Below are 13,903 nucleotides of genomic sequence, written 5' to 3'. Positions count from 1 at the left end.
TAATAAGATGTAATGAACGCACTAGTTTGGATTTTAAAGGATATAAAAAGAAAAGCGGATATCTATGCCATGAAGCAAAGATATCCGTTAAATTTGTATACTATTATTCATGAATTACTATCAATCTTTTACCTGCCACAAATGGACGTCATGGAACATGGTGGTAGGTAATGGATTTACCCCTTGAATACGTTCATTATAAGCCCAAATTGTATTCGGTGAAAATAATATTAATGCTGGTAAATCTGTTGAGAAAATCTGTTGCCATTCTTTGTAAACTTTTTGTCGATATCCTTCATCAAAAGCGTCTGGGGTAGATAGTGCTTTGTTCAACAGTTCTTCTGATTCGGGAGAATGCCAGCGTGAGAAATTATAAGGAGACTCTGTTTGCCAAATGTATGATGGGTCTGGGTCTATAGTTGGTATGTCCCATTCCATTAAATATAAGTCCCAATCATTACTGTTATTGGATAAATCTTTAATGTATTGAGCGAAAGTATCTGATTTCCGCATATTCACATTGATGCCAATTTCATTAAGCATTACTTGGATATGTTCGGCAGTTTTTTCTCGGATTTCATTCCCAGTAGGGTAATTAAAGTTTAATACCCACTCATTTCCGTTTGCATCTTCACGGAACTTGTCATCATCCTCGGTATCTATATAGCCTAATTCATCTAAAATTGATTTAGCTTTTTCAGGATTATAATTGTAGTTAGTCGATAATTCTTCGTTATAGGCCCAAGATTGAATTGGAATAGGTGCATGTAATACAGTGCCATGACCATCGTAAACTTCATCAATTAATTTATTTCGATCTATTGCATACGAAATAGCTTCCCGAATTTCAGTTGATAGTTTATCATTAGCAACCCAATTATTTGGATTAATGATCCCTGCATCAATATCATCTGGAGTTAGGTGATTGTGTTTGTATCCAAGCAATTGATAATTGAAATCAGATTGTTCTATTAAAGTGATTTTCGTAAGATTACTAAACTTATTTACCTCTGGCGGCTGGATGCCAATTGGATCTGCGATAAAGTCTATTTCTCCTGATTCCATTAGCCCAGGTAGGACAGGGGGCGCCACAACCTGCCACACCACTGTATCTATAAAGGGTTGACCTTGCCAATAGTTATCAAAACGTTTCAAAACATACCTATCTCCCTCTTCCAAATGCGTAAAAATAAATGGTCCAGTACCAATTACTTTATCAGGCTGTGTTGATTCAGGAGCATTAGGAATATCAGCTACGGGAATATCTTTAAAAATATGTTCTGGAATAATTGGAGCACTAATATAGAATAAGGGATTAACGGTTGGCTCCTTGTAAACAAATTTAATCGTATAATCATTAATAACTTGAATTCCAGTAAATTCTTCCACATTTCCTTGAACATATTCATTATAACCTAGTAGAGGCTGGACAAAAGCGGTTCGGAGACCTCCAGCTTCTATATAATCTGGATCAGCAATTACTTGATAAGTGAATAAAACATCATGTGCTGTAAATTTCTCACCGTCATGCCATTTGATTCCTTCCTCCAAATATACGGTAAGTTCCGTATAATCTTCATTTACTTCCCATTTCTTTGCTAATTGTGGAATGAATTCAAGACTTTCATTTTGGGTAACTAATTGTTCATGTGTGAAAGAAAGGATGCTTTCTTCGTATGCATCTTGGATGAAGATAGGGTTAAACACCCCAGTTGGAGTTGCATATAGTGCTCCTGTTATTTCAACACTTCCTAGAGGCTCATCGTTCATTTTTACATTATTTATTTCTATCTTCTGTTTTTCTATAGGCTCATTAGTTTGTTCATTGCTTTCGCAGGCAAATAGAGTGATAGCTACTAGAATCACAAAAACAATGAACAAGGGATACCTACTTTTGTTCAACAAAAAAATTCCTCCTTTTTAGTAGTCAATAATTAGGTCGAGTAAGGAGCATAATTATAGGATTTAAAGACATTTTCAGTTCAATCGTTATAGCCATGACGACTTAACGCTTGTTCGTAACATAGTATGAATGGTTGTTTTATATTATTCGTATTTATATTGTTAGCTTTTTTGTATTATAGTTTAAGAGCACTTTATGGACATTTTTAGTTCAAATGATAAACTGACAATAAATATATATAAAGAGGTGCAAAGAATGGATCTTCGAACATATGTAACATTAGATGCTACAGAAATGGCACATTTAGTCCAGAAAAAAGAAGTGACACCAAAAGAACTTGTAGAACTAAGTATCCAACAAATGGAAAAGGTAAACCCAACTTTAAATGCAGTGATCCATGATAGAAAAGAAAAAGCATTACAAGAAGCGGAGAATAGAAAAGTTGGTACAGGATTTTCCGGTATTCCATTTTTATTAAAAAATATTTCTCAAAGTTTAAATGGCGAACCAATAACATCTGGTTCAAGACTACTACGCTCCAACTTTTCTAAGCAAAGTTCCAATTTTGTGAAAAGAATAGAACAAGCCGGCTTACTATTTCTTGGTTCCACGAATACACCGGAGTTTGGGTTGAAAAATATAACGGAGCCAGTACTTTATGGGCCATCTAGAAATCCTTGGAATACTGAGTATTCTCCAGGGGGATCAAGTGGTGGAGCTGCAGCAGCAATTGCTAGTGGAATTGTACCTATTGCTGGTGCAAGTGATGGTGGTGGTTCTATCCGTATTCCTGCCTCTTTCTCAGGATTATTTGGATTAAAACCAACAAGAGGTCGTACTCCAGTAGGTCCAGGTGTTGGACGCCAATGGCAAGGTGCATCCATTGACTTTGCATTATCTAGAACGGTTCGTGATAGTGCAGGGTTTCTCGATTTATTACAAGTTGTTCAACCAGAGGCAGCTTTTCAGGTTCCTCTTTTTAACGGAACATATCAAGAAGAGATGAAAAAGCCTTTTAATAAGCCTCTCAGAATTGCATATACAACAAATTCCCCTGTCGGAACACCGGTTTCAGAAGACGCAAAGAAAGCAGTTATAAATGTTATCTCTTGGTTGGAAAAAGAAGGGCATATTGTTGAAGAGAAGGAAAATGATGTGGACGGAATTCAATTAATGCGTAACTATTATTTAATGAATAGTGGAGAAATGGCTTCGTTAGTATTTAATTTAGAGCGTGCTTTAGGTAGAGAATTGACAGCAGGAGATATGGAGATTGAATCATGGTTATTGAATATCGCTGGTAAATCAGTTTCAGCAGCGGAGTTTACATATAGTCTTGCATCTTGGGACACTGCTGCAGCACAAATGGCAAAACTACACGAACATTATGATTTTTACATTACACCTGCAACTGCCTACACTGCTCCAAAAGTAGGAGAATTAACTCATTCAGAGGAAAGTCAAATGGAACTTAGGGAAAGGATTGAGAAGTTGGACAAGGATGGAAAACAGGAACTGATTTATGAAATGTTCCTTCCGAGTTTAACGTATACACCATTTACCCAATTAGCTAATCTTACTGGTCAACCAGCAGTCTCCTTACCTGTCTATTTATCAGAAGAAGGTCTACCATTAGGTGTTCAAGTAATGGCATCAAAAGGAGAAGAACACCGACTACTTCAACTTGCCTACCAAATAGAACAAACAGATATGTGGATTGATTTAATGCAAAATCCATTTTTGAAGGAAATAGTAGCAACAAATTAAACTAGGGGGGACTTTCCCCCTAGTTTAAAATTTAACTTTTTTGAAAATAATATATTTTAAGTAACCTTTTACTAACTACCATATTTTTAGTATAGTAAAAGAGAAATAGTAATTATAGATTAGAGGGGCGTAGTTGATGCAGGAGACCATGGTATATAACGAAAAAGTAGAAAGAGTTATTAATAATGTAAACAAAGTAATGATTGGTAAAGAAGATGTTGCTATTTTAAGTTTAGTAGCATTATTAGCTGAAGGGCATGTGTTACTAGAAGACGTGCCAGGTGTAGGAAAGACGATGCTCGTACGAACACTCGCAAGATCATTAGATTGTGAGTTTAAGAGAATTCAATTTACACCAGACTTATTACCTTCTGATGTAACAGGTGTTTCTATTTATAATCCAAAAGAAATGGAATTTGAATTCCGAGGTGGGCCAATTCTTGGTAATATTGTCCTAGCAGATGAAATTAACCGAACTTCACCTAAGACACAATCCGCCCTATTAGAAGGAATGGAAGAGCATAGTGTTACAGTTGATGGAAACACAATTCCATTACAAAAACCTTTTTTTGTTATGGCGACTCAGAACCCTATTGAATATGAAGGAACTTATCCACTACCAGAAGCTCAATTAGATAGATTTATATTAAAACTTTCAATGGGTTATCCGACACTTGAGGATGAGCTAGAAATGTTAGAAAGAACTTCTAAAGAGCACCCTATCGAAACAATCTCACCTGTAATGACAAAAGAAGATTTAGTTAAACTCCAAGAAGAAGTTCACAACGTTTATATCGAAAAAAATATTCAGCAATATATTATTAATTTAGTTCGTGAAACACGTAATCATGAATCTATTTTCCTAGGAGTTAGTCCACGGGGATCTATTGCATTAATGAAAGCTGCTAAAGCCTTTGCATATATTAAAGGTCGTGATTTTGTACTGCCAGATGACGTGAAGTACTTAGCGCCATTTGTATTAACACACCGAATTATTTTAACGTCAGAAGCAAAATATGATGGGAAAACAGCAAGGCAGATTGTAGAAACAATTGTTAAACAAACGTTTGTACCAATTCGAAAGGACTTTTAAGTAATGGCTGGAGCATTCCGTTTCCTGCGAAATGTTATCTTCATTTTATTAATATTTGCCATCTTATTTTCTTATGCAATGTTTCAAGGTGGCTTTACGAGTTGGTTTTTATTTTATAGCTTTCTTCCAATTTTTCTTTATATAGTTGGAATTTCATTTTATCCTATATCAAATTGGAAAGTGGAAAGAAAAATGAAGAAACATGTTGTTGCAACAGGAGACCGAGTAACAGTAACCATTCAAATAAGACGTAAAATCCCATTTCCCATCTATTATGCAATTATAGAAGAAGCATTTCCTGAGTCATTAAACCGAATGGATTTAAGGCAGGCAAAATATCAGTATTTGGAGCAACCGAATAAACTTTATAATAACAGAGAAGTGAAAAAAATTATCTTTCCTTGGTTCAAACGTAATTTTAGTATTACCTATCATCTTAATCAACTTCCGAGAGGTAATCATATTCTTTCAGCAGTTCGTGTAAGAACAGGAGATATATTTGGTCTTGTAAAAAAAGAACATTTTTTTTCACTTCATAATGAGTTAGTTGTTTATCCAGTAGAAAGGTCACTTCGTTTAGTAGAAAAAATGAATAGCTATGAACAAGGCTCTATTTCTACTTATGCTACGAACTTAAAGAATACAAATGTAGCAACCGGTGTTCGAGAATATATGCCTGGTGATAAGTTTTCATGGATCGACTGGAAGCAAACCGCAAAGAAAAATGATGTTATGACAAAAGAATTTGAACAGGAAAAAAGCACGGATACTCTAGTAATTTTAAACAGTTGCTATCACAATGGAATAAATTTACTTGCATATGAAGCGGCCGTTGAATTAAGTATTTCTTTAATGGAAGTAATTAGAAAGCAATCTTCACAAGTAGGGTTTCTATCGATTGGGGAAGACACCGTTTCCTTTCCTGTTAAGCATGATCCATCTAAAATGGAGTGGATTAGAAAGCACTTAACACAAGTTCAACCAAGCAAAAATTATATATTCTCAAGAAAACTAAAAGAAGAAACTAAAAAGCTTCATAATAGCTATTATGTTGTTATTCTCACAACCCATTTAGACGATGAATTAAAAGAATCCTTACAACATGTAAGATTACGAGAGAAAAAGATGCTAATTCTATTTATTCAAGCTGAAAATCGTATTTCTGCTGAAGAATATCGAATCATCCATAGCCTACGTAATGAAGGGGTGGGCATTAGTATACTAACAGAAAAAGAATTAGTCACAGATCCGATTGAGGTGAATACGCTATGAGTCGCTTAAACCAAACAAATAGTTCGTTTATCTATACCTCAATATTGTATGTAGCTGGTCTTTTATTGTTTTTAGAATGGATATATCCTGTTGAACAAGTAACAGATACGGTATACATTGGCATATTTATTATTTATACGTTTTTTTGCTTTTTCATTACAGCACTTCGTGTAAAATGGTGGCTATCCTTCCTATTAAAAGGTTTCGGAATTATTTTTATCCTAAATGGAATTTATTCTGAGCATAGCATGTTAAGTAAACTGTGGTACAGTGAGTTAACATCTGATGTTGTCTTCAATATTAAAGCAATACTAGCAAGACAGTGGTTTGATTTATCTAATTTATTCCGTACTTTATTATTTCTAGTCATTATTTGGCTCATGAGTTATTTAATCTATTACTGGTTTGTACAAGTTAAACGAGTATTAGTGTTTAGTATATTAACCTTTGTCTATATTACACTTCTAGATACTTTTACGGTGTACAGTGCAGATTGGGCCATTTTTCGTACCTTTGTTATTGTATTCTTGTCATTAGGTATTGCTAATGTGCTGAAAGAAATGCAACGTGAAAATATTCAAGTGAGTCGGTTGAAGACCGGACCAATTTGGATTCTGCCGCTCATTAGTATTGTTTTATTTTCTTCTGTTGTTGGATATGCAGCACCGAAATTAGAACCACAATGGCCAGATCCAGTCCCATATCTTGAAAGTGCTGTAAACGGTAATGGTTTTGGAAATGGAAAAGTACAGAAAGTAGGGTACGGTGAAAATGATGAACGATTAGGTGGCTCCTTTGTTCAGGATTATACCCCTGTTTTTAAAGCGTATATGAAAGAAAAGAATTATTTTCGGATAGAATCTAAGGATTTCTATACTGGTAAAGGGTGGATTAATTCTGAGAAACAACAATTTGTGGAACAGGATGCTAATAATATTGAATTTGAAACATTTCATCCTGTAATAGAAACAGAACGACATGATGTTACATTGGAATTCGATGATAAAGCAAGAATTCCAAAATTAATCTATCCATATGGTGTTAGACAAGTTCAATTGCCAAGCGATAATATCGAATTAAAGTTAGATAACTTAAATGGTGAAATAAAAACAGAAGTTGACAATAAAGATGTTTATTTAACGAACTATAGAATGATCTATGATAGTCCAACCTATTCCCGTGAGATGATGCGGGAAAGTGGTCCATCAAGTAATGAAGAGTTTGTAACTATGTACACTAGACTACCTGCAACATTACCAGAAAGGGTCTATGATTTAGCGGAGGAAATTACCTCTGGGTACACCAACCAATTTGATAAAGTTCGTGCTATAGAAAGTTACTTTTCCAGGAATGGATTTGTCTATCAAATAAGTGATGTAGCTGTTCCAGGTGAGGAAGAGGATTATGTTGATCAATTTTTATTTGATACGAAAGCAGGTTATTGTGATAACTTCTCCACTTCCATGGTTGTAATGCTACGTACTTTAGATATACCTGCTAGATGGGTAAAAGGATTTACAAGTGGAGATATAATAGAAAGTAATATTAATGATGGAGAATATGATGTATACGAAGTAACAAATGCCAATGCACATTCTTGGGTAGAGGTATATTTTGAAGATGTTGGCTGGGTGCCATTTGAACCAACTCAAGGTTTCAATGCACCAACTAATTATGCTGTAGAAACGTCAACTGAGGATGACTTCCTTGACGCACCAGATGTAGCACCGGAAGTTCCTGAGCAAGACGAGATACGTGGTGAACAAGATAAACAAGTGGAAGATGTGTTTAGTCCTTCTACAGGGGATGAAACTAAGTTTAGTTTCACACTTATTCATGGTGGCATTTTATTAGTAATAATAGTTCTGATAGCTTCAATCCTATTTTGGAAGAGATATGAAATACGTACGTACTTTATGCAAAAGAAACTATTGAAGCACAATGATGCTCAAGCATACCAAGATGCCTATCATTATATTTTAAAATTACTGAGTAAAGAAGGCTTTCATAAAGAACCAGACCAGACATTAAGAGAATATGCGTTACGAATTGATGATTGGTATGGTACGACAGAAATGGGCGAATTAACTAGCCACTATGAAAAGCTTATTTATCAAAGAGATCCTTCTAATCTGCTTAATGAAGAAGTTTCTAATTTGTGGAAAAATTTAATTAAACGGATATTAGGTTGACGTACGTTTCATGTCACTAGTAAAATAAGTTTAATAATATATTTGCTTTCATATATCCTCGATAATATGGTTCGAAAGTTTCTACCGAGGTACCTTAAATACCTTGACTATGAAGGCCGAATATCTAGATTATTTAAATCTGGATTTCTGCCTTTTTCTATTTGTATAATGTATTCTTACATTGTGTAGATTAAGGAGAAATCCAGGTTTTTTTGTAATTTTACAATTTTACTAAACTAGAATAGGGAGAATAGACATGGACAATGAAATGATTTTAGTACTCGATTTCGGTAGTCAATACAATCAATTAATAACAAGAAGAATTCGGGAATTTGGTGTCTATAGTGAACTACATTCTCATAAACTTACCATTGAAGAAATAAAAGCAATGAATCCTAAAGGAATCATTCTTTCTGGTGGTCCTCATAGTGTTTATGATGAGAATAGTTTTCGTCCGGATGAAAGAGTATTTGATTTAGGAATACCAGTGCTCGGAATCTGCTATGGTATGCAATTAATGGCTTTACATTATGGTGGAAAAGTTAGTAAAACAGAGAAACGAGAGTATGGTAAAGCAGTTATTTCGTTAAACAATAATCCAGTATTGTTTAATGATACTCCTGAAGAGCAAACAGTTTGGATGAGTCACGGTGATAAAGTGGTAGAGGCACCTGCAAATTTCACAGTTGACGCTACGAATGCATCTACTCCCGTAACAGCATTTAGTAATACGGAGAAAAACATGTATGGAGTACAGTTTCATCCAGAAGTACGTCATTCTGAATTTGGAAATCAATTATTAAATAACTTTGTTTTTACTATTTGTAAAGCTAAAGGTGATTGGACGATTGAGAATTTCATTGATCAAGAAATCGCAGCAATACAGAAAAGAGTTGGCGACCGTAAAGTTCTTTGTGCTCTAAGTGGTGGCGTAGACTCATCTGTTGTTGCAGCACTTATTCATAAAGCAATTGGTAATCAATTAACTTGTATTTTCGTTGATCATGGTTTACTTCGCAAAAATGAAGCGGATGATGTTATGAAAGTCTTTACGGAGGACTTTGATATGAATGTTATTAAAGTTGATGCTAAAGATCGCTTCTTAAGTAAACTAGAAGGTGTCGATGATCCAGAGAAAAAGCGAAAAATTATTGGAAATGAATTTATCTATGTTTTTGATGATGAAGCTGCTAAATTAAAGGATATTGATTACCTTGCTCAAGGTACTTTATATACGGACATTATTGAAAGTGGTACAGATACTGCCCAAACAATTAAATCCCATCATAATGTAGGTGGGTTACCGGAAGATATGCAGTTTGAATTAATCGAGCCTTTAAATACATTATTTAAAGATGAAGTTCGTGAGCTTGGTACACAATTAGGTTTACCAGATCGCATTGTTTGGCGTCAGCCATTCCCTGGTCCAGGTCTTGCTATTCGAGTTTTAGGAGAAGTAACGGAAGAAAAACTAGAAATAGTTCGTGAATCAGATGCTATTTTACGCGATGAAATTGCTAAAGCTGGGCTTGACCGTGATGTTTGGCAGTATTTCACAGTACTACCTAATATTAGAAGTGTAGGTGTTATGGGAGATACTCGCACATATGATTACACTATTGGTATTCGTGCGGTAACATCTATTGATGGAATGACTTCAGACTGGGCTCGAATTCCATTTGATGTGTTAGAAAAAGTTTCAACACGAATTGTTAATGAAGTTGCACATATAAATAGAGTAGTGTACGACATTACTAGTAAACCACCTGCAACAATCGAGTGGGAGTAAAACACGAACGTTAAAAAAAGTTTACAAAAAAACGTTCGGAAAACGATTGACAGATATCGGATGAAATAGTAATATAGCATCAGAAAGTTATTAAAAAGAATATATTCTTTGCGTATAATTTAGGGAATACGGCCCAAAGTTTCTACCAGACCACCGTAAATGGTCTGACTACGCAGATAAGTAACATATAGATAATAGTTTGCTTTTGTTTATAACTATGATCTAATTACTTTTCTTGCATAGTTTTACGGTAGCATGCTTGGATCCCTAAAAATGGGGGATTTAAGCATGCTTTTTCTTTGCACTTATTCTATTATTAGGGGGAAAAGTAATGAAGAAGTATTTTGAGTTTGAAAGATTAGGTACTAATTATCGTACAGAGTTTATGGGAGGATTAACAACCTTCCTAGCAATGGCTTATATTTTATTCGTTAACCCAGATATTCTTAGTGCAGCAGGCATGGATCCGGGAGCAGTATTTACTGCAACTGCAATAGCTGCTGCAGTTGGTACGTTATTTATGGGGGTAATTGCAAGATACCCGATTGCACTTGCACCTGGAATGGGACTAAACGCATTTTTTGCTTTCTCAGTTGTTATTGGAATGGGTATTCCTTGGGAAACTGCGTTAGCTGGGGTTTTAGCTTCTGGACTTATTTTTATCGTTTTAACATTAACTGGTCTTCGTGAAAAAGTTATTAACGCTATTCCGGCTGCGTTGAAAAAAGCAGTTGGTGCTGGGATTGGTTTATTTATTGCATTTGTTGGTTTACAAAGTGCTGAAATTATCAAAGCAGATGATGCTACATTAGTAGCACTAGGTGACTTAACTTCTCCTGTAGTATTACTTGCAATTTTTGGTCTTGTTGTCACTGTAATATTAATGGCATTAGGAATTAAAGCAGGAATTTTCTATGGGATGGTTATCACAGCAATTGTAAGCTTAATCTTTGGTCAATCAGAATTCAACGGAATTATCGGTAGTATACCAAGTCTTGAACCAACATTCGGGCAAGCTTTTGTAAACTTTGGTGATATTTTCACAGTGGAAATGCTAGTTGTTATTTTAACATTTCTATTCGTTGACTTCTTTGATACAGCAGGTACGCTAGTTGCTGTAGCATCTCAAGCAGGATTAGTGAAGGATAATAAATTACCTCGTGCAGGTAGAGCATTATTTGCTGACTCAGCAGCAACTGTAGTCGGATCTGTGGTAGGTACTTCAACAACTACTTCATTTGTAGAATCTACTGCAGGTGTTGGAGTAGGAGCTCGTTCTGGATTTGCATCTGTTGTAACAGCTGGTTTCTTTTTACTAGCTCTATTCTTCTCACCATTACTAAGTGTTGTAACGTCAGCAGTAACAGCACCAGCATTAATTATTGTCGGTGTGCTAATGTGTACTGCATTGAAGGATATTGATTGGAATGACTTTGCTATTGCAGTACCAGCATTCTTAACTGTATTAATGATGCCTTTAACATACAGCATCGCTACAGGTATTGCGATTGGATTTATTTTCTACCCAATTACAATGTTAGTTGCTAAACGAGCAAAAGAAATTCATCCAGTAATGTATGGCCTATTTGTAATTTTTGTTTGTTATTTTATTTTCCTATAATATATTAATAGTTTAATAACTAAGGAAAACATGTGAAGTTCAGTATTGAATTTCGCATGTTTTTTTTGGTGAGGAGGAGTTTCATTTATTATTTTATGGGTGGCACCTGTGTGAAATGAAGAATGGGAGCGTGTCATACGTCATTTTGGTTCAAGCGCCCGTTCAAAATGAAGAATGGGAGTGCGTCAAACCTCATTTCGGTGCAAGTATCCATTCAAAATGAAGAATGAAAGCACGCCAAACCTCATTTCAGTGCAAGCAACTCTTCAAAATGAAGAATGGGAGCCCGTCAAACCTCATTTCTTAACCAGCTATCATTCAAAATGAATATTAACACCGCCTAATCCACGCCAACAGCAAAAAAATCCCCCTCCATCACCACGTGGAAGGGGTTTTTCCTACTTATTGACTGACTGCTCGATTCCGAGAGAACATAACATGGTAAATCAAGATAGCTGCAGTTCCTATTAACGAGACAAATCCTAATAGATGATACAACGTACCACCATTAAAGTGATCCATAATTGCTCCGCCACCAAGGGAACCAATAATACCACTAATTCCGAAGAAGACTGCATAATAAACTAAATGACCGGTTGATTGGAGTATATTTGGAATAAGGCGTGTTACGAAATCTAATGCCGCTAAATAAAATACACCAAATGTTAATCCATGCAAGAATTGCAAACCGATTATAAACATTGGGTCAGTTGCAGTTCCATAAATAAACCAACGGATACTATATAAAATTCCTGCTCCCATTACGAAAATTAATGGATGGAATTTCCGGTACCATAAACCTGCTGTAGCAAATACTATAGCTTCTGTCATAACTCCAACAAACCATCCTAATCCAACTAATCCTGCACTTCCACCTAATTCTGAAATGTACAATCCAATAAAACTATCATTTGTTCTGTGGGTGACCGATAGGAAGATAATAGCTAGTAAGAAAAAAAGAAATGATTTATTTTTCATTAGAATCCCGACATCTTTCAGTTTTACTGGATCTGATTCAACTTTGACGTCTTTAATACGAAGGACAACAAGTAAAGCAATAAAACCAAAGAGTAGGTAAGGCCAAATCATATATTGGACACCGTATTTGGTTAATATTCCACCAATTACAAGTGAGGAAATGGCAAATCCAACTGAACCCCAAGTACGAATGGATCCGAATGATATACCAACTTCATCTGCTCTTCTTTGGGCAAGGCTATCTCCCAGTCCACCGATTGGAGTAGTGAAAAAGTAAAATACTGCCCCCATCAGCATAATGGCAATTAAACCATTCATTTGAAAGAATATAGTACTGAAGATAAGAAGACCAATAACACATACGAGTAATACATATTTAACCGTTTTAAATTTATCACTCATATACCCCCAGAACGGTTGAGCAAAGATTGATGCTAATGGTCCTATTGCAAGAACCCAACCAATCTCTGTTTCGGATAGTTCCTTGTATTCTAGATAGAGTGGAAGAAAACTGAGTATAATAGTGTTTGTCGCATGAAAACTAAATAATAGCATTTTTAATGGTACTAATGATTCGTGATTTGCCAAGATGTCAGCTCCTTTTAGGAATAAAGTATAAGTAATTATACTACTTTGGATGTAATTAAGAAATATTTCATAGGAATAGTTCTACGCTCAAAAAAACACCCCAACTAGTAGGGTGCCTTAAAAATTACTGCCAATTTTCCGCAATAAATTCGTCACGGCCTGATTTAGCCCGATCTTCTTTATATTCCTTTTCACTTTTCTTATAAAAATCTTGATGATATTCTTCAGCCGGGAAGAAAGTAGCGACTGGTAGAATTTCGGTTACTATAGGTTTAGTAAATTTCCCGCTATTTTCTAATGTTTGTTTCGAGTTGCTTGCTATTTCTTTTTGTTCTTCATCATGATAAAAAATAGCTGTTCGATACTGATCACCACGGTCTTGGAACTGTCCACCTGCATCTGTTGGATCAATTTGACGCCAATAGACTTCTAATATTTCATCAAACGTGATAATAGTAGGATCATATGTAATTTCAACTGCTTCATAATGTCCGGTTTGCCCAGTTTTCACTTGTTCATAAGTAGGATTTTCCACATGTCCACCTGTGTAACCAGATATGACAGCATGTACACCATCCCACTGATCAAATGGCTTGACCATACACCAGAAGCAACCGCCAGCAAAAGTAGCTTTTTTAAAGTTTGTCATTCTATTTCCTCCATATTTAACAATAAGCTTTACAACATAATTTCGTTTTCA

The 13,903-nt window shown here is 35.3% G+C and carries 9 protein-coding genes and 2 riboswitches; of the genes, 6 read left to right on the top strand and 3 right to left on the bottom strand.

Annotation, left to right across the window (positions count from 1 at the left end):
• Positions 1-120 precede the first annotated feature (120 nt).
• Entirely contained in the window at positions 121-1,902 is a 1,782-nt protein-coding gene (locus IEV35_RS09730) for an ABC transporter substrate-binding protein (protein ID WP_188384462.1), read from the bottom strand.
• 256 nt (positions 1,903-2,158) lie between these two features.
• Between IEV35_RS09730 and IEV35_RS09725 the strand changes: the two genes are divergently transcribed.
• The 6 genes from IEV35_RS09725 (at position 2,159) to IEV35_RS09700 (ending at position 11,637) form a co-directional block, all read left to right on the top strand.
• Positions 2,159-3,670: an amidase gene (locus tag IEV35_RS09725; protein WP_188384461.1), complete on the top strand. Its 1,512-nt coding sequence runs from the start codon at positions 2,159-2,161 to the stop codon at positions 3,668-3,670.
• 136 nt (positions 3,671-3,806) lie between these two features.
• Positions 3,807-4,763: an AAA family ATPase gene (locus IEV35_RS09720; RefSeq protein ID WP_188384460.1), complete on the top strand. Its 957-nt coding sequence runs from the start codon at positions 3,807-3,809 to the stop codon at positions 4,761-4,763.
• A gap of 3 nt (positions 4,764-4,766) precedes the next feature.
• Entirely contained in the window at positions 4,767-6,035 is a 1,269-nt protein-coding gene (locus IEV35_RS09715; RefSeq protein WP_188384459.1) for a DUF58 domain-containing protein, read from the top strand.
• Entirely contained in the window at positions 6,032-8,227 is a 2,196-nt protein-coding gene (locus IEV35_RS09710) for a DUF4129 domain-containing transglutaminase family protein (RefSeq protein ID WP_188384458.1), read from the top strand. Before IEV35_RS09715 ends, IEV35_RS09710 begins: the two co-directional genes overlap by 4 nt.
• Before the next feature lie 28 nt (positions 8,228-8,255).
• A riboswitch (purine riboswitch) is annotated at positions 8,256-8,357 on the top strand.
• A 126-nt stretch (positions 8,358-8,483) separates the two neighbouring features.
• Positions 8,484-10,016 carry a glutamine-hydrolyzing GMP synthase gene (gene guaA / locus IEV35_RS09705; RefSeq protein WP_308419780.1) on the top strand — a complete coding sequence of 511 codons (1,533 nt, stop codon included), beginning with the start codon at positions 8,484-8,486 and terminating at the stop codon, positions 10,014-10,016.
• A 90-nt stretch (positions 10,017-10,106) separates the two neighbouring features.
• Positions 10,107-10,207: riboswitch (purine riboswitch) on the top strand.
• Positions 10,208-10,347: 140 nt separating this feature from the next.
• Complete coding sequence (locus IEV35_RS09700; RefSeq protein WP_188384457.1) at positions 10,348-11,637, top strand: NCS2 family permease; 1,290 nt, start codon at positions 10,348-10,350, stop codon at positions 11,635-11,637.
• Between the two features lie 402 nt (positions 11,638-12,039).
• On the opposite strand, the gene IEV35_RS09695 is transcribed toward IEV35_RS09700, so the two are convergent.
• Positions 12,040-13,203, bottom strand: coding sequence for an MFS transporter (locus tag IEV35_RS09695; RefSeq protein ID WP_188384456.1), 1,164 nt, complete (start codon positions 13,201-13,203; stop codon positions 12,040-12,042).
• A gap of 124 nt (positions 13,204-13,327) precedes the next feature.
• Positions 13,328-13,852 (bottom strand): peptide-methionine (S)-S-oxide reductase MsrA, encoded by a 525-nt coding sequence (msrA, locus tag IEV35_RS09690; RefSeq protein WP_188384455.1) that lies wholly within the window; start codon positions 13,850-13,852, stop codon positions 13,328-13,330.
• Between the last annotated feature and the right edge of the window lie 51 nt (positions 13,853-13,903).

Origin of the sequence: Ornithinibacillus halotolerans, assembly GCF_014637405.1 — a bacterium.
GTDB lineage: Bacteria > Bacillota > Bacilli > Bacillales > Amphibacillaceae > Ornithinibacillus > Ornithinibacillus halotolerans.
Note: the sequence above shows the minus strand (reverse complement) of the source record. Positions and strands in the feature narration are given on the sequence as shown.